The 16,508-nt window shown below is 69.8% G+C and carries 15 protein-coding genes; 8 read left to right on the top strand and 7 right to left on the bottom strand.

Annotated elements, in window-relative coordinates:
* The first annotated feature begins 3 nt into the window (after nucleotides 1-3).
* The 5 genes from ABZW11_RS30240 to ABZW11_RS30260 all read left to right on the top strand — a co-directional run bounded on the left by ABZW11_RS30240 (nucleotide 4) and on the right by ABZW11_RS30260 (nucleotide 5,096).
* Nucleotides 4-630 carry a hypothetical protein gene (locus ABZW11_RS30240; RefSeq protein WP_355424252.1) on the top strand — a complete coding sequence of 209 codons (627 nt, stop codon included), beginning with the start codon at nucleotides 4-6 and terminating at the stop codon, nucleotides 628-630.
* Nucleotides 627-1,721, top strand: coding sequence for an NlpC/P60 family protein (locus ABZW11_RS30245; protein ID WP_355424255.1), 1,095 nt, complete (start codon nucleotides 627-629; stop codon nucleotides 1,719-1,721). Before ABZW11_RS30240 ends, ABZW11_RS30245 begins: the two co-directional genes overlap by 4 nt.
* Nucleotides 1,718-2,107 (top strand): (deoxy)nucleoside triphosphate pyrophosphohydrolase, encoded by a 390-nt coding sequence (locus tag ABZW11_RS30250; RefSeq protein ID WP_355424258.1) that lies wholly within the window; start codon nucleotides 1,718-1,720, stop codon nucleotides 2,105-2,107. Before ABZW11_RS30245 ends, ABZW11_RS30250 begins: the two co-directional genes overlap by 4 nt.
* Before the next feature lie 65 nt (nucleotides 2,108-2,172).
* Nucleotides 2,173-3,678 (top strand): hypothetical protein, encoded by a 1,506-nt coding sequence (locus ABZW11_RS30255; protein WP_355424261.1) that lies wholly within the window; start codon nucleotides 2,173-2,175, stop codon nucleotides 3,676-3,678.
* A gap of 74 nt (nucleotides 3,679-3,752) precedes the next feature.
* A complete protein-coding gene (locus ABZW11_RS30260) occupies nucleotides 3,753-5,096 on the top strand; it encodes a hypothetical protein (RefSeq protein WP_355424263.1) in 1,344 nt (447 codons plus the stop codon).
* Nucleotides 5,097-5,260: 164 nt separating this feature from the next.
* Here ABZW11_RS30260 and ABZW11_RS30265 read toward each other — a convergent pair whose 3' ends face one another.
* From ABZW11_RS30265 to ABZW11_RS30295, 7 genes are all read right to left on the bottom strand, one after another.
* Nucleotides 5,261-6,028, bottom strand: a complete 768-nt coding sequence (locus ABZW11_RS30265) for a succinate dehydrogenase/fumarate reductase iron-sulfur subunit (RefSeq protein WP_355424265.1) — start codon at nucleotides 6,026-6,028, stop codon at nucleotides 5,261-5,263.
* Entirely contained in the window at nucleotides 6,025-7,929 is a 1,905-nt protein-coding gene (locus tag ABZW11_RS30270; protein ID WP_355424266.1) for a fumarate reductase/succinate dehydrogenase flavoprotein subunit, read from the bottom strand. Before ABZW11_RS30270 ends, ABZW11_RS30265 begins: the two co-directional genes overlap by 4 nt.
* 13 nt (nucleotides 7,930-7,942) lie before the next feature.
* Nucleotides 7,943-8,731, bottom strand: a complete 789-nt coding sequence (locus ABZW11_RS30275) for a hypothetical protein (protein WP_355424269.1) — start codon at nucleotides 8,729-8,731, stop codon at nucleotides 7,943-7,945.
* A 194-nt stretch (nucleotides 8,732-8,925) separates the two neighbouring features.
* Nucleotides 8,926-9,375 (bottom strand): response regulator, encoded by a 450-nt coding sequence (locus ABZW11_RS30280; protein ID WP_355424272.1) that lies wholly within the window; start codon nucleotides 9,373-9,375, stop codon nucleotides 8,926-8,928.
* The gene (locus ABZW11_RS30285; RefSeq protein WP_355424275.1) at nucleotides 9,372-10,523 is read right to left on the bottom strand and encodes an ATP-binding protein; all 1,152 of its coding nucleotides are present in this window, start codon (nucleotides 10,521-10,523) and stop codon (nucleotides 9,372-9,374) included. Before ABZW11_RS30285 ends, ABZW11_RS30280 begins: the two co-directional genes overlap by 4 nt.
* Entirely contained in the window at nucleotides 10,520-11,653 is a 1,134-nt protein-coding gene (locus tag ABZW11_RS30290; protein WP_355424278.1) for a fused response regulator/phosphatase, read from the bottom strand. The genes ABZW11_RS30285 and ABZW11_RS30290 overlap by 4 nt, the downstream gene beginning before the upstream one ends.
* 35 nt (nucleotides 11,654-11,688) lie before the next feature.
* Nucleotides 11,689-12,618, bottom strand: a complete 930-nt coding sequence (locus tag ABZW11_RS30295; protein WP_355424281.1) for a LysR substrate-binding domain-containing protein — start codon at nucleotides 12,616-12,618, stop codon at nucleotides 11,689-11,691.
* A gap of 133 nt (nucleotides 12,619-12,751) precedes the next feature.
* On the opposite strand from ABZW11_RS30295, the gene ABZW11_RS30300 reads away from it, so the two are divergent.
* From ABZW11_RS30300 to ABZW11_RS30310, 3 genes are read left to right on the top strand one after another with little or no spacing between them, the layout of a single operon-like run.
* The gene (locus ABZW11_RS30300) at nucleotides 12,752-13,501 is read left to right on the top strand and encodes a succinate dehydrogenase cytochrome b subunit (protein WP_355424284.1); all 750 of its coding nucleotides are present in this window, start codon (nucleotides 12,752-12,754) and stop codon (nucleotides 13,499-13,501) included.
* A complete protein-coding gene (locus tag ABZW11_RS30305) occupies nucleotides 13,498-15,420 on the top strand; it encodes a fumarate reductase/succinate dehydrogenase flavoprotein subunit (protein ID WP_355424287.1) in 1,923 nt (640 codons plus the stop codon). Before ABZW11_RS30300 ends, ABZW11_RS30305 begins: the two co-directional genes overlap by 4 nt.
* Nucleotides 15,417-16,157, top strand: coding sequence for a succinate dehydrogenase/fumarate reductase iron-sulfur subunit (locus tag ABZW11_RS30310; protein ID WP_355424290.1), 741 nt, complete (start codon nucleotides 15,417-15,419; stop codon nucleotides 16,155-16,157). Before ABZW11_RS30305 ends, ABZW11_RS30310 begins: the two co-directional genes overlap by 4 nt.
* Nucleotides 16,158-16,508 lie beyond the last annotated feature (351 nt).

A 16,508-nucleotide genomic window follows, 5' to 3' on the forward strand; every position in this document is an offset into this window, starting at 1 on the left:
GACATGGCGCAGCCAGGTGACAGGCGAGGGGTGGCCTTCGCCGCCGTCGTCGTGGTCATCGCCGCGGTCGGCATCTACCTGACGATGTGGCCTGACACGCCCGACCAGGAGCCCGCCGAGTCGCCGGCGGCCCGCGCGACCAGCTCGGCCGTGGTGTCCAGCACGCCGCTGGCGACCGCGAGCGCGGCGCCGTTCGACGTCTACTCGTACCTGCCGATGTCGAAGGAGCAGCTCGCGGCGGCGGCGGACCTGGCCGAGCGGTTCACCGCCGAGTACGGCACCTTCCGCTTCGACGAGGACCCGGCGGCGTACGCGGCCAGGCTCAAGGCGTACACCACGCCCGAGCTCGGCAACACGCTGGCCAGGACGCTCACCTCGGCGGGCACCGTCGAGCAGAACCGCAACGACCAGATCGTCTCCACCGCCACCGCCAGGCTCAAGGAGATCAGGCAGGTCGAGAAGAACTCCATCGTCTTCGTCGTCACCGCCACCCGGCAGATCGCCGCGCAGAGCGGTGACGAGCAGGCGCGCGAGGAGTACGCCGTCACGGTCAGCCAGTCGGGGAGCGACTGGCGGATCTACGACATCCTCCCGTCCACCAAGGGCCAGGAGGGAGACACCTCCGGGTGAAGCTCACACGAGGCCGCATCGCGCTGCTCGTCGGCCTGGCCGGGTTACTGCTCCTGGTCGCGGTCGTCGTCTCGCCGCTGCTGCTCATGTCGATGCCGTCGTTCCTCAGCAACGGCGGCACCACCGTCGACTGCGACGACCAGGCGCAGGTGGAGGAGGTCTCCGACTCGGCCACCTCCGACATCCCCGAGGACTACCTGGAGCTCTACAAGGAGCACGGCAAGAAGATCGGCGTCCAGTGGAACATCCTCGCCGCCGTCGGCAAGCGCGAGACCGACCACGGCAGGTCCGACCTGCCCGGCGTCAGGAGCGGCACCAACCACGCGGGCGCGGCGGGGCCGATGCAGTTCCTGATCTCCACGTGGGGCGGCAAGGCCAGGGTGCCGATGTCGTCCACGTTCAACGGGTACGCATCCGACGGCGACGGTGACGGCATCGGCGACGTCTACAACCCGGCCGACGCCATCCTCGGCGCCGCCAGGATGCTCAAGCGCAACGGCGCGCCCGAGAACGTGCGGCAGGCGCTTTTCGTCTACAACCGCGCCTGGTGGTACGTCGACCAGGTCGAGGAGATCGCCAGGAAGTACGCCAAGTCGGGTGAGGTGAAGGTGCCGCCGCAGGCGTCCGAGGACTGCGACGAGCCCCTCATCGAGGCGGCACCCAGTGACGTGGTGGCGAAGATCCTGCAGTTCGCGCTGGCGCAGCGCGGCAAGCCGTACCTGTGGGGCGGCACGGGGCCCGACGCGTTCGACTGCTCCGGCGTGATCTACGCGGCCTACCGGTCGGCGGGGCTGTCCATCCCGCGGACGACGTTCGGGCAGTGGCCCTTCGGCGTGAAGATCCAGGAGGGCGAGGAGCAGCCGGGTGACCTGGTGTTCTTCAACTCCGGGCCGGGCACGTCGCCGAACAGCCCCGGCCACGTCGGGCTCGTCGTCTCCAAGGGCAAGATGCTGGAGGCGCGGTGCCGGCTGTGCGGGCCCATCAAGGTCACCAGCTACCAGGCCCGCCAGAACCGCGTCGGCTTCACCCGTCCCCTGCAGAACCCCGATGTGCTGGAGCAGCTCAAGAAGCTGCACAATCCTGCCCTATGAGAACAGTCGTCGCCGCCGTGATCGTGGCCCCCGGCGGGCGGGTGCTGGCCGCCCAGCGTGCCGAGCCCGCCGCGCTCGCCGGTGGCTGGGAGTTCCCCGGCGGCAAGGTGGATCCCGGGGAGAGCGAGGAGGCGGCGCTCGTCCGCGAGTGCCGGGAGGAACTGGGGGTCGAGGTCGCGGTCGGGCGGCGGGTGGGCGCCGACTGGCCGCTCGCCGAGGGGTACGTCATGCGCGTCTGGCTCTGCTCGCTCGCCTCCGGGGAGCCCGTGGCCAAGGAACATCTGGCGCTGCGCTGGCTCGGGCCGGGCGAATATTACGACGTCGCCTGGCTTTCCGCTGATCTGCCCATCATGCGGGCCGTGGAGAACCTGCTCCCGGAGGATTAGGCCGTTCCTCTCTGTGACACAATGATTACTAGGAGTAATTTGTCGCGGTGGGGGAGTGGGGAGCGATGCGGCGTGGGTGGATCGTCGCCGGTGTGTTGGCCCTGGTGGCGGTGCCGTCCGTGCCCGTGGCGGCGACCGGGGTGTCGCTGGTGCTTGAGCGGGTGAACGGAGCCGAGGACGTCGGCAAGTGGGTCAGGACAGGGGACACGCAACGGTTCCGGGTGCGGGTGAACGGGATGGCCCGGGGCGCACGGGTGGCGGTCGCCGCCGACCCGGCCGAAGCCCTGACCGAGGTGTCATGTGCCACACCTCCCGGCACGAAGACCGCCGCACTGTCGGCGGCCTCCGGCGTGACCGCAGCCGTCCCAGCGGCCGGTTCCACGGTTTCTGGGACGGCTGCGGCGGCCGACTCTGCGGCGGCAGGGGCGGGCTCTGTCGCGGCCGGGGCGGGCTCTGGGGAGGCCGCGGCCGGTTCTCAGGTGGTGCCGCCGGTCACGAGCGCGGGTCAGTCTGGGGCGGGAGGCGGGCACCGGGCCGCTGAGGTGGGCGCCGTGCCGGTGGATCAGGTGCAGGTGACGGGTCGCACGGTCGCGGCGGGGGCGCTGGCCGCACGCGCCTTGACCGCCGCCGGCGCCGCCCGGATGGCCTCGTCGGCGGACGTGACGAGCGCTCAGGCCGTCTCGGAAGAGGCGAAGCACGTCCAGGCTCTGCCGGACGGCGCGGTGGTGCCGGGGGCGCGGGTGTGCGCGCTGGGGAAGGTGTCCGGGACGAAGGCGGTCGACGTGATCGTGCGGGCACCGGAGGGGGCCGGGCAGGTGGTGGTCGCCGCCGTTGCCAGGATGCGGGACGGCAAGAAGCTGACGACCATGAGCAGGACGGCCGCCGTACAGGTGCGCGGACCGATCACAGGAGACGCCGCCACCTTCAGCGGCCCCGCCCACCGCCTGAAACCCGCCGACGCCCGAGCCGCCCAGAGCCCACCCCGGACCCGCACCGACAGAACCGCGACCAGCCCCGCAACGGCCACCGCTCAGAGCGGGGTGGCGCGCGCGAGCGGAACGCGCGCCGGTGCGGGGAAGCGGGCGAGGGCTGGTGCGGTGGCCGGCACGGGGAACCAGGCGCAGGCCGGTGTGGCGGCGCGGCCGGGTACTGGAGGCGCGAATGCGGGCGTGGCGGGGGAGGCCACCGCGGGGGTGGCCGGAAACGCGGGCGTGAGTGGTGATGGGGCGGGTGCGGCGGCGCTGGTGATGCCGGAGGCGGTGCCCGCGCCGGGTGGCGCCTCGGGTTCCGCGTCCGGGGGCGTGCCTGGGGTGGCTCCTAGTGTGGCGGCTGGAGGTGTGCCTGGAGCGGTGGGTGGCGTTGTGGCGGACGGCGGGTCGCCGGGAGGTGAAGCACCGTTGCCGTGGGAAATGGGCGTACGGACGAAGCCGGTCAAGCCGGTCGCGTGGGTGAGCCCGATCGATGGGCCGAAGGCGTTTCCCCTGGTAGTGGCGGCCATCGCCGTGCTGATGGGCGGCTTGTGGCTCGTTGTCACGGTACAAAAGTGGCGTAACCGGAGAAAGGTGTTCTAATTTCGTCTTTACTGTTACTTTGACCCGACTAGTATTCCCTTGACCAAGGTTTCGGGACTACGCGGAGGGCACCGGTGGCACGCACACGAGTGACGGCCGTGTCCGCTATCGTCCTCGCACTCGCCCTGTCGGGTGCCGGTGCGGCGCCGTTCATCATGCAGAGTGCGAGCGCCTCCGTGGCGATGGACCCCATCGAGGGGTGTGACGCCGGCCAGGTCTGCGACGCGGGCCCGCCGGAGACCGACGTCACCGTCACGGTCACCGCCACCGCCGGCCAGCCGCCGCCGCCCGAGAGCGACGAGGAGGCGCCGGAGACGACGGTCACCAAGACCGTCACGGCGACCCCGACCAAGGCCACTCCCAGCAAGACGGCCACGCCCAAGCCGACCAAGACCAAGAGCACGCCCACCCCGCAGACCACCACGCAGGCCCCGCAGCCGCTGCCGACGCAGGAGGACATCGAGGTCCCCCCGGTGACCCCGACCACTCCCACGGCGGAGACGTCGGTGGAGATGCCGGCGATCGCGCCGACTGACGCGGTCACCCCTGCGGCCACGTCCCCGAGTCAGACGCAGGCCGCCTCCACCGAGGAGGTGCCGCTGGAGCTGCGGCAGGCGGCGCCGGAGTACGACCAGCGCACGCTGACGCAGAAGCTCAGCATCCCGGCGCTGGTGCTGGTGCTGCTCGCACTGTTCGCGGTGCTCATCTTCGAGGGACGGCTGCGCAGGATGGCCCACGCGGCCGCCGTACGGAAGGCGGGGCCGCAACCGCCCCCGGACGCGGCGGCCATGCCGCCCGGCGGCGGTTACCCGGCGGGTCCCGGCTACGCGACGGCCGGGTTCGCGGCTCCCGGCTACCCGGGCGGTACGGCGTACGCGCCGATCATCAGCTTCGTGCCGGTGCAGACCTACCCGACGGTCACCCCGCCCCAGTACGACCCCAACCACCCCTACCCGCCGCAGGGGTACGTGCAGGAGCCCACCACCCCCTACGCGCAGCCGCCGCAGGAGCCCGTGGTGCTGCACCCGGACGAGTTCGACTCCTACAGCGAGCCGCCGACGTCCCGTGAGCGTGACCCGTTCGAGCCGGTGATCCCGCCGGAGCCGGTGGCGGCGGACATCCCGCCGGGTGGGGCCGGCCCGTACGATCCTGACCAGGACCAGCCGCTCGGGCCGGCCTCGGCGGCCGAGTCGGGCGACTCGGAGCCGTGGCAGCAGCACCAGCGCGGGCTGTTCGAGCCGGCCAAGGACTACGAGCCGCCGCCGTACGTGCCGGCCGACGGCGAGGCGACGGCCATCCAGCCCCTCCCGCCCCAGCCTGAGGCTCCGGCCCAGGAGCAGGCGGCGGCTCAGCCGCAGGAGCCGACCAAGGAGATGCCCGACTCCAAGCGCCGCTTCTTCGGCAGGAAGAAGAAGTAGCGAAGCGTCCGAGGCGCGGGACCGGAAGCCATCGGGGCCTGTGAGCGCTGGGCGCGCGGGCCGAGGGAGCGCGGAGGCTCTGAGAGCCGGAGACGACGAAGGACCGGAGACGACGAAGGGCCGGAGACCCCCGCGGGGGTCACCGGCCCTTTCGGCTGAGCGAGCTACGGCTTGGTGGTGTCGGCGCCGCGCCGGAAGATCTTGTTGCCGAGCCACACCAGCGGGTCGTACTTGCGGTCCACCACGCGCTCCTTCATCGGGATCAGCGCGTTGTCGGTGATCTTGATGTGCTCGGGGCAGACCTCGGTGCAGCACTTGGTGATGTTGCAGTAGCCGAGCCCGTGCTCCTGCTGGGCCGCCTCCTGCCGGTCGGCCACGTCGTACGGGTGCATGTCCAGCTCGGCGATCCGCATGAGGAATCGGGGACCGGAGAAGTTGGTCTTGTTCTCCTCGTGGTCACGGATGACGTGGCAGACGTTGTTGCACATGAAGCACTCGATGCACTTGCGGAACTCCTGCGAGCGCTCGACGTCGACCTGCTTCATCCGGTATTCGCCGGGCCGCACGCCGGCGGGCGGCGTGAAGGACGGCACCTCGCGGGCCTTCTGGTAGTTGTAGGACACGTCGGTGACGAGGTCCTTGATGACCGGGAACGTCCGCATCGGCGTGACCGTGATGGTCTCGTCCTCCTCGAAGGTGGACATCCGGGTCATGCAGCCCAGCCGCGGCTTGCCGTTGATCTCCATGCTGCACGAGCCGCACTTGCCGGCCTTGCAGTTCCACCGTACGGCGAGGTCGGGCGCCTGGGTGGCCTGGAGGCGGTGGATGATGTCGAGGACGACCTCGCCCTCGTTCACCTCGACCGTGAAGTCCTCCAGCCGGCCCTCGCCGCCCTCACCGCGCCAGACCTTGAACTTTGCCTTGTAGCTCATGACGTCTTCGCTATCCTGTCGAATTCGGTCATCTCTTCGTCGGTGAGGTACTTCTTCAGCTCGTCCCGGTCGAACAGGCTGATCAGGTCGTCGCGCATCGGCGGCTGGACCTTCACCTCCACGTTGACCGTCGAGCCGTCCTCGGTGGAGCAGACGAGCAGCTTGCGGCGCCACTCCGGGCTCATGCCGGGGAAGTCGTCGCGGGTGTGCCCGCCGCGGCTCTCCTCGCGCATGAGCGCGGCGCGCGCGACGCACTCCGACACCAGCACCATGTTGCGCAGGTCGATCGCGAGGTGCCAGCCGGGGTTGTAGATGCGCGAGCCGGCCGCGCCGACCATGCGGACGCGTTCCTTGAGCTTCTCGACCACGCCGAGCGCCTCGGAGACCTCCTCGGCCTTGCGGATGATGCCGACCAGCTCGTTCATCGTCCGCTGGAGCTCGTGGTGCACCTCGTACGGGTTCTCGCCGCTGCGGCCCAGCGGGGCCAGCGCCTCTTCCCTGGCGCTCTCCACCTGCTCCGCCGCGACCTTGGGCCGGGCGGGCAGGGAGTCGATGTACGAGGCCGCGCCCGCGCCCGCCCGCCGGCCGAAGACCAGCAGGTCGGACAGCGAGTTGCCGCCCAGCCTGTTGGAGCCGTGCATGCCGCCGGACACCTCGCCGGCCGCGAACAGGCCGGGCACGCAGGACGAGCCGGTGTCGGCGTCGACCTCGACGCCGCCCATGATGTAGTGGCAGGTCGGGCCCACCTGCATGGGCTCGGCGGTGATGTCGACGTCGGCCAGCTCCTTGAACTGGTGGTGCATCGACGGCAGCCGCTTCTTGATCTCCTCGGCGGGCAGCCGGGTGGACACGTCGAGGAAGACGCCGCCCTGGGGTGACCCGCGGCCGGCCTTCACCTCGGCGTTGATCGCCCTGGCCACCTCGTCACGGGGCAGCAGCTCCGGCGGGCGCCGGTTGTTGGCCTGGTCGGTGTACCAGCGGTCGCCCTCCTCCTCCGTGGTCGCGTACTTGTCCTTGAAGACCTCGGGGATGTAGTCGAACATGAAGCGCTTGCCCTCGGAGTTGCGCAGCACGCCGCCGTCGCCGCGGACGGACTCGGTGACGAGGATGCCGCGCACGGAGGGCGGCCAGACCATCCCGGTGGGGTGGAACTGGATGAACTCCATGTTGATCAGCTTGGCGCCGGCCAGCAGGGCCAGGGCGTGGCCGTCGCCGGTGTACTCCCAGGAGTTGGAGGTCACGACGTACGACTTGCCGATGCCGCCGGTGGCGAGGACCACGGCGGGCGCGTCGAAGAGGACGAAGTTGCCGGTCTCGCGCCAGTAGCCGAAGGCGCCGGAGATCGCGTCGCCGTCCTTCAGCAGCCGGGTGACCGTGCACTCGGCGAAGACCTTGATGTAGGCCTCGTGGTCGCCGTGCGTCTCGTAGTCCTCCTGCTGGAGCGCGACGACGCGCTGCTGCAGCGTGCGGATGAGCTCAAGGCCGGTGCGGTCGCCCACGTGTGCGAGCCGTGGGTACTCGTGCCCGCCGAAGTTCCGCTGGCTGATCTTGCCGTCTTTGGTGCGGTCGAACAGCGCGCCCCACGCCTCCAGCTCCCACACGCGGTCGGGAGCCTCCTTGGCGTGCAGCTCGGCCATCCGCCAGTTGTTGAGGAACTTGCCGCCCCGCATGGTGTCACGGAAGTGCACCATCCAGTTGTCGTCGGGGTTGACGTTGCCCATCGCGGCGGCGGCGCCGCCCTCGGCCATGACCGTGTGCGCCTTGCCGAACAGCGACTTGCAGACGATGGCCGTGCGCTTGCCCTGCTGGCGGGCCTCGATCGCGGCCCGCAGGCCGGCCCCGCCGGCGCCGATGACGACGACGTCGTACTCGTGGCGCTCTGTGTTGTGCGTGTTTTCCACTGGAAAGCTGTCCTTACGCGTACGGGAAGGCGATGATGCCCTTGGCGACCAGGCGGACGTACAGGTCGGCGCCCATGACCGAGAACATCGAGGCCCACGCGAGGGGTTGGTGCTTGGCGTTGAGCTTGGAGACGAACGTCCAGGCCCGGTAGCGCAGCGGGTGACGGGAGAAGTGGTTGAGCCGCCCGGCCGTGATGTGCCGGCAGGAGTGGCACGAGAGCGTGTAGGCGTTGATCAGCACGGCGTTGGCGATCAGGATCCAGCTGCCGAGGCCGAGCGGCTTGTGCACGAGCGCCAGCACCGCGTCGTAGGCCAGGACGAGGCCGATCACGATGGCCGCGTAGAAGAAGTAGCGGTGCACGTTCTGGAGGATGAGCGGGAAGCGGCGCTCACCGGTGTACTTGCCGTGGGGCTCCTGGACGGCGCAGGCCGGCGGCGAGAGCCAGAACGAGCGGTAATAGGACTTGCGGTAGTAATAGCACGTCAGGCGGAACCCGCCGGGCAGCGCCAGGATGAGCAGGCCGGGCGACAGCGTGTACCAGTCGCCGATCGGCGCCCACCCGAACAGCTGCGCCCCCTCGGGACACGTCACCGCCGCCAGGCAGGGCGAGGCGAACGGGGCGATGTACGGATCGACGAAGATGCTGTTGTCGATGATCGCCCATACGCCGTAGACGAGGAAGGAGGCGAGCCCGAGGAATGTCACGAGCGGGGCCAGCCACCATCTGTCTGTTCGCAGGGTGCGTACTCTGACTTGCGCACGCTGCCGTCGGACCGGAGCTTCGGGCGTCGTCTGGGTCATCGCGGACCTCTCCACCTCCCGCGGATCCCTTCGCGCAGGGGGTCCGTGGTTTCGTTTCGCTGGGCGCGCTCACACGGCGGGATCCGCTCGGGCGCGCGTTGGTGGGGGATACGTTACGACGACAGGATCGTTTTTTGTGAGCGGGGTCACTCACTTTTTCGATGACTTGCTGTGATTCCTGTCACGTACCCGCGTCAGAGGCGCTGCCCCTGTGCCGGCAACTTAACCACCGTCACGAAAAAATCATCTATCTGCCGGACAACCCGGATGAATTGCTCGAAATCCACTGGTTTCGTGACATAAGCATTGGCGTGGAGGCGGTAGCTGTGGAGGATGTCCTCCTCGGCCTCCGAGGTCGTCAGGACCACCACCGGGATCGTCCGCAACACCTCGTCCGCCTTCACCTCCCCCAGCACCTCCTTCCCGCTCATCCGCGGCAGGTTGAGGTCGAGCAGGATCAGGTCGGGGCGCGGCGCGTCGACGTACTCGCCCTCCCGCCGCAGGAACGCCATCGCCTGCTCGCCGTCGTTGACCACGTTGAGCCGGTTGCGCACCTTGTTGAGGTCGAACGCCTCCTTGGTCAGCAGGATGTCCCCCTGGTCGTCCTCCACCAGGAGCACCTCGATGGGCCGCCATCCGTTCATCGTCCGTCTCCCGCCGCCGGCAACGTCCAGCGGAACGTTGCGCCGTGGCCGCCCGCCTCGGTGTCCTCTCCGTCGAGCCAGAGCTGTCCGCCGTGATACTCGACGATCTTCCGGCACAGGGCCAGCCCGATGCCAGTCCCCGGATAGACGTCTCGGGCGTGCAGGCGCTGGAAGATGAGGAAGATGCGGTCGGCGTACTTGGCCTCGACCCCGATGCCGTTGTCGGAGCAGCTGAACTCCCACATGTCGCCGGCGCGCCTGACCCCGATGTGCACCCGGGGCGGCTCCTCCGAGCGGAACTTGACAGCGTTCTCGATGAGGTTCTGGAAGAGCTGGGTGAGCTGCAGGTGGTTGCCCATGACCGGAGGCAGCTCGTCGCGGGTGACGGTGGCACCGGTGTCCTCGATCGTGGCGGAGAGGTTGTCGAGCGCCCGGTCCAGCGCCGCGTCCGGCTCGGTCACCGTGCGCTCGCCGGTGACCCGGCCCACCCGGGAGAAGTCCAGCAGGTCGTTGATGAGCAGCTGCATGCGCTTGGCGCCGTCGACCGCGTAGCTGATGTACTGCTTCGCCCGCTCGTCGAGCTGGGAGCCGTAGCGCTGCTCCAGCATCTGGGTGAAGCTCGCCACCTTGCGCAGCGGCTCCTGCAGGTCGTGGCTCGCGACGTACGCGAACTGCTCCAGCTCGCCGTTCGACCGGCGCAGCTCCTCCGCCTGGTCGTTGGCCACCCGCCAGGCCGACAGGATGCGGTCGCGCATGGAGTCGATGTGGCTGGACAGCTCCGCCAGCTCGGCGGGCCGGTCGACGTGCAGGTCGCGGTCGAAGTCGCCGGCGGCGACCGCGCGTACTTGGTCGGTGAGCTGGGCGATGGGTTTGAGCACCGCGTACCTGACCATCACCACCAGCCCCGCGCCGCAGCCGAGCAGCAGCACGAACACCACGATCAGCGCCACGATCAGCCGGTCGACCTGGGCGGCCACCTCGGGGCGCGGGTTGAGCTCGGCGGTCTTGGCGGTCATCGTCATCACCGTCGCCACCCCGGCGGCGAAGATGACCCCGGCGAACATCGCGACCAGCCAGAACCAGCGGGCTATCGGCAGCCGGCCGAGACCCGTGGGCTCCTTCGGCGGAGGGAGCGGATGGATGCTCACATTCTTCTCCTCCTCAGCATGACCACGGCCAGATCGTCGCTCAGCGTGCCGACGTGCCGGATGAGGCCGTCGAGGTCGATGACGCCGTGGGTGCGGACGAGCTCGACCAGGCCGTCCACGCCGAGCAGCCGGCCGGGCTCGTGCACGGCCGCCTCGATGAGCCCGTCGGTGTAGAGCATCATCGACCAGTCGTCGCCCAGCGGCACGTCGATGACCGACCACGCCGCGTCGGGGAAGATGCCGAGCGGCGGCCCCGACGGCGCGCCGTCCACCACCTCCACCGTGCCCCCGCGCACCAGCACGGGCGGCGGGTGGCCGACCACGCGCATGGTCGCGTGGCGCAGGTCGGGAGAGATCGTGGCCGTGCACAGCGTGGTGAAGATCTCGGGCGCCTGGCGCTCGGCGCGCAGCAGGGCGTCGAGCGTGCGCAGCAGCGTGTCGCCGGTCTGCCCGGCCAGCACCAGCGTGCGCCAGGCGATGCGCAGTGCCACGCCCAGCGCGGCCTCGTCCGGGCCGTGACCGCAGACGTCGCCGATCACCAGGTGCACCGAGCCGTCGGGGGTCTGCACGGTGTCGAAGAAGTCGCCGGCCAGCGTGCCGCCGCTGCCGGGCAGGTAGCGGGTGACGTGTTCGATCTCCCGCGTACGCAGCAGCGGGTCGGGCAGCAGCGCGCTCTCCAGCCGCGCGTTCTCCTTGGCCGTCAGCTCCGCCTGGACGAGCTTGAGCTGCGCCACGTCGGCCCGCTTGCGCTCCATCGCGTAGCGGATGGACCTGGCCAGCAGCCGGGCGTCCACGTCGCCCTTGACCAGATAGTCCTGCGCGCCCGCCTGGACCGCCGTGACGCCCACGTGGACGTCCCTCAGGCCGGTCAGCACCAGCACGGCGGTGTACGGCGCGAGCGCGATGACCTCCTCCAGGGCCTCCAGCCGGCTGGCGTCGGGCAGCGAGAGGTCGACCAGCACGCACTGGATCTCGGGAGTCAGCTTGTGCCTGGCCTCGCTCAAACTGCGGGCCCGGAAGATCCGGGGCGGCGCCACCGCCTCCTTCAGCAGCTCTTCGACCAAAAACGCGTCACCGTCGTCATCCTCGATGAGGAGCAACGTCAGCGTTTCGGAGAGATTGGCGGTCAAAACACCTCTTCGGGAGAGTGCGGTGCCCTAGGTGCTCATTCTGCGATGAGCTCGACCCCTTCCGGAAGCGTACCGTCGTGCCCGGCCTCGACGACGTATGAGAGGAGCGTCTCCCTGAAGGCCTGCGCGGCCCTCGTGGGCTCGACGTCCTTGCGGTGGGCCAGTGCGATCGTCCTGCTCAGGCCAGGTGGCGCGAGCGGCGTGCCGCGCAGCCCCGGACGGCCGTCGAGCACCATCGACGGCACCACCGCCACGCCCAGCCCGGCCTCGACGAAGCGCAGCACCGCGTCCATCTCGCCGCCCTGCACCGCGAGCCGCGGCTCGAACCCCGCCTGCCGGCAGGCCGCGAGCGTCGCCTCGCGCAGGTCGTAGCCGCGCCTGAACATCACCATCTGCCGCCCCCGCAGGTCCTCGATGCGCAGGTGGGGGCGCTTCAGCGGCTCGTGGGCGGGCGCGACGACGACGAGGTTCTCGCGCAGGATCTCCTGGGTGACGAGCGAGGGGTCGTCGCTCTGCAGCGGCATGATGATCAGCGACAGGTCGAGCTGCCCCCTCGCCAGCGCCCTGACCAGGTCACGCGAGCCGCCCTCCTCGACCAGCAGCTCGATGCCGGGGTACGAGCGGTGGAAGCGGGCCAGCGCGTCGGCCACCAGCCCGGCGCAGAGCGAGGGCGTCGCGCCCAGGCGTACCCGGCCCCTGCGCAGCCCCGCGAGCTGCGCCACCTCCTGCCGCGCGGTGTCGGCGTCGGCGAGGATGCGGCGGGCCAGCGGCAGCAGCGCCTCGCCCGCGGCGGTCAGCGTGACGTTGCCGCGCGCCCGCGAGAACAGCCGGGCGCCGAGATCCTCCTCCAGCGCCTTGATCTGCTTGCTCAACGACGGCTGCGCGACCCGCATGCGCTCGGCCGCCTGCGTGAAGTGACGGGCCTCCGCGACCGCCACGAAGTACGCGAGCTGCTGAAACTGCATGTGATTTTCCTCGCATCGGCGCGTGCGGGGAACTTCGAGAAAGCCGCACCGACCCACATCATAGCCCCAAGCTATCGAAACCAGACCCACGATGACTTGGACGGATCATTGCTGGATACCTAGCTTTTGCGTTGTGACTGCCACGATAGAGCGCGGGTCCGCCACCGCGCCTGTTTCCGCCCCCAAGAAAGCCCCGACGGGCAAGAAGCCCGGCGGGTTCCTCAGCTCGTCCAACGGCAAGAAAGTCGTCATGGCCGTCACGGGCGCCGTGATGGTGCTCTTCCTCGTCGGCCACATGCTCGGCAACCTGAAGATCTTCTTCGGCCGTGAGTCCTTCAACGAGTACGCCCACGCGCTGCGCACCCTGCTGGAGCCCATCGCGCCCTACCGCACGCTGCTGACCCTCGTCGAGATCGTCCTCGTCGTCTCGGTCGTCGCGCACATGTGGGCCGCGATCTCGCTCTCCCGCCGCGCGGGCAAGGCCAGGCCGGTCAAGTACGTGGCCAAGAAGTCCCAGGCGAGTGGCTACACCACGCACATCATGCGGTGGGGTGGCGTGACGATCGTGCTCTTCGTGATCTGGCACCTGCTCGACCTGACCTTCGGCGTCGTCAACCCCAAGGGCTTCGACTCGGAGCCCGCCGACCGGATGATCGCGGGCTTCGACCCCTCCCGGTGGTGGGTGACGCTGATCTACCTCGTCGCCGTCGTCATGGTCGGCCTCCACCTGCGGCACGGCCTCTGGAGCGGCTTCCAGACGCTCGGCTGGGCCAACCGCAGCCGCTACCGCGTCCTGCGCGCGACCGCCGGCCTCGTCTCGGCCGTGCTCGTCGTCGGCTTCCTGGCCCCGCCCCTCGCGATCACGTTCGGAGTAGTCAAGTGAAGTACACCGAAGGCCCCGAGATCCGGGACACCAAGGCTCCCGCCGGGCCCATCGAGGAGCGCTGGGAGAAGCGCAAGTTCAGCGCCAAGCTGGTCAACCCGGCCAACAAGCGCAAGCTCAGCGTGATCGTCGTCGGCACCGGCCTGGCCGGCGGATCCGCCGCCGCCACGCTCGGCGAGCTGGGCTACAACGTCAAGTCCTTCTGCTACCAGGACTCACCGCGCCGCGCCCACTCCATCGCCGCCCAGGGCGGCATCAACGCCGCCAAGAACTACCGCGGCGACGGCGACTCGATCTACCGGCTCTTCTACGACACCGTCAAGGGCGGCGACTTCCGCGCCCGCGAGTCGAACGTCTACCGCCTCGCCCAGGTCTCGGTGAACATCATCGACCAGGCCGTGGCGCAGGGCGTGCCGTTCGCCCGCGAGTACGGCGGCCTGCTCGACACCCGCTCCTTCGGCGGCGCCCAGGTCTCCCGCACCTTCTACGCCCGCGGCCAGACGGGGCAGCAGCTGCTGCTGGGGGCGTACCAGGCGCTGGAGCGGCAGGTCGCGGCCGGGACCGTCACCATGCACACCCGGCACGAGATGCTGGACCTGATCGTCTCCGACGGCCGCGCGCGCGGCATCATCGTGCGCGACATGGTCACCGGCGAGATCGAGCGCCACTACGCCGACGCCGTCGTGCTCGCCACCGGCGGCTACGGCAACGTGTTCTTCCTGTCCACGAACGCCAAGGGCTGCAACACCACCGCCATCTGGCGGGCGCACGAGCGCGGGGCGTACTTCGCCAACCCCTGCTACACGCAGATCCACCCGACCTGCATCCCCGTGTCGGGCGAGTACCAGTCGAAGCTCACGCTCATGTCCGAGTCGCTGCGCAACGACGGCCGCGTCTGGGTGCCGCTGCGCAAGAACGACACCCGCGCCCCCGGCGACATTCCGGAGGAGGAGCGCGACTACTACCTGGAGCGCATCTACCCCGCCTTCGGCAACCTGGTGCCGCGTGACATCGCCTCGCGCGCCGCCAAGAACGTCTGCGACGAAGGCCGCGGCGTCGGCCCCGGCGGGCTCGGCGTCTACCTCGACTTCCGCGACGCCATCAACCGGCTCGGCCGCGACGCCGTCGAGAAGAAGTACGGCAACCTCTTCGAGATGTACGAGCGCATCACCGGCGAGAACCCGTACGACGTGCCGATGCGCATCTACCCCGCCGTCCACTACACGATGGGCGGCCTGTGGGTGGACTACGACCTGCAGTCCACCATCCCCGGCCTGTTCGTCATCGGCGAGGCCAACTTCTCCGACCACGGCGCCAACCGCCTCGGCGCGTCCGCGCTGATGCAGGGCCTGGCCGACGGCTACTTCGTGCTGCCGACCACCATCGGCGACTACCTCGCCGCCGGCCCGTTCGGCGACGTGGACGAGGAGGCCGTGGCCGAGGCCGAGATCCGCGTCCGCAACAAGATCGACCGGCTCCTGTCCGTGAACGGCACCAGGACGCCCGACTCCTTCCACCGCGAGCTCGGCAAGCTCATGTGGGACTACTGCGGCATGGAGCGCACCGAGGAGTCGCTGCGCAAGGCCCTCGATCGCATCCCCGAGCTGCGTGCGGAGTTCTGGCAGAACGTCAAGGTCACCGGCACCGCCGAGGAGCTCAACCAGGTGCTGGAGAAGGCCGGCCGGGTGGCCGACTTCTTCGACCTGGCCGAGCTGATGTGCCTGGACGCCCTCGTCCGCACCGAGTCCTGCGGCGGCCACTTCCGCGCCGAGTCCCAGGACGCCGACGGCGAGGCGCTGCGCGACGACGAGAACTTCGCGCACGTGTCGGCCTGGGAGCACACCCCCGACGGGCCGGTCCTGCACAAGGAAGCGCTCGAGTACGAGTACGTCAAGATGACCCAGCGGAGCTACAAGTGAACCTGACCCTACGTGTCTGGCGTCAGAAGGGCCCTTCGGACGAGGGCCGCATGGTGACGTACAAGGTTGAGGACGTCTCCCCGGACATGTCGTTCCTGGAGATGCTGGACGTGCTCAACGAGCGCCTCATCCTGGAGGGCGACGACCCGATCGCCTTCGACCACGACTGCCGCGAGGGCATCTGCGGCATGTGCGGCATGGTCATCAACGGCGTCGCCCACGGCGAGCAGCGCGCCACCACGACGTGCCAGCTGCACATGCGCCACTTCGAGGACGGCGCCGAGATCACCATCGAGCCGTGGCGGGCCGCGCCGTTCCCGGTCGTCAAGGACCTCGTCGTGGACCGCAGCGCGTTCGACCGCATCATCCAGGCGGGCGGCTTCGTCTCCGTCCCGGCCGGGTCCGCGCCGGACGCCCACAGCGTCCCGGTGCGCAAGGAGGACGCCGACGCCGCCTTCGACGCGGCCACCTGCATCGGGTGCGGCGCGTGCGTGGCGGCCTGCCCGAACGGCTCCGCCTCCCTCTTCACCGCCGCCAAGATCACCCACCTGTCCCTGCTGCCGCAGGGGCAGCCCGAGCGGCTCTCCCGCGCCAAGGCCATGGTGGACCAGATGGACGCCGAAGGGTTCGGCGGCTGCACGAACACCGGTGAGTGCACGGCCGTGTGCCCGAAGGGGATCCCGCTGGACACGATCGCGCAGATGAACAGCGACTACCTGAAGGCGAACGCCAAGTAGCCGATCACGCCGAAGGGGCGGGTGAGCTTCGCTCACCCGCCCCTTCGGCTTCGGTGCTCTGAGCAAAAGGTCTCCGCTCTGGAGCGCTTCGCGCAAGCGAGCTCAGGCAGTTCTGCTTTTCGGCGCCTCCCGGCGCACCCCACGCGTCCGGCGACTGGTCTCCCACCCGTTGCCCGTGGAGGCGGTGGGCCCTTTACGCCCACCCTGACCTTGGGATCGTCCTGAGCGTGTTGACCTGTGGCCTTACACGACCAGGGCCGTGGGGCCGTTCATCCTAGTTGCCTGTGAGGCCCGGAGCGAAGGCTGCCTACCTCAATCGTGAGGGTCTTGCGGCTGACGGCTGTGGAGGAG

Source organism: Nonomuraea sp. NPDC004580 (assembly GCF_040609855.1).
Classification (GTDB): Bacteria; Actinomycetota; Actinomycetes; order Streptosporangiales; family Streptosporangiaceae; genus Nonomuraea; species Nonomuraea salmonea.

Bases quoted from the DNA above. Each gene is read 5' to 3' on its own strand.
- ABZW11_RS30240 (WP_355424252.1), top strand. From the start codon at position 4: ATGGCGCAGCCAGGTGACAGGCGAGGGGTGGCCTTCGCCGCCGTCGTC.
- ABZW11_RS30250 (WP_355424258.1), top strand. From the start codon at position 1,718: ATGAGAACAGTCGTCGCCGCCGTGATCGTGGCCCCCGGCGGGCGGGTG.
- ABZW11_RS30255 (WP_355424261.1), top strand. From the start codon at position 2,173: ATGCGGCGTGGGTGGATCGTCGCCGGTGTGTTGGCCCTGGTGGCGGTG.
- ABZW11_RS30265 (WP_355424265.1), bottom strand. From the start codon at position 6,028: ATGAGCTACAAGGCAAAGTTCAAGGTCTGGCGCGGTGAGGGCGGCGAG.
- ABZW11_RS30275 (WP_355424269.1), bottom strand. From the start codon at position 8,731: ATGACCCAGACGACGCCCGAAGCTCCGGTCCGACGGCAGCGTGCGCAA.
- ABZW11_RS30280 (WP_355424272.1), bottom strand. From the start codon at position 9,375: ATGAACGGATGGCGGCCCATCGAGGTGCTCCTGGTGGAGGACGACCAG.
- ABZW11_RS30295 (WP_355424281.1), bottom strand. From the start codon at position 12,618: ATGCAGTTTCAGCAGCTCGCGTACTTCGTGGCGGTCGCGGAGGCCCGT.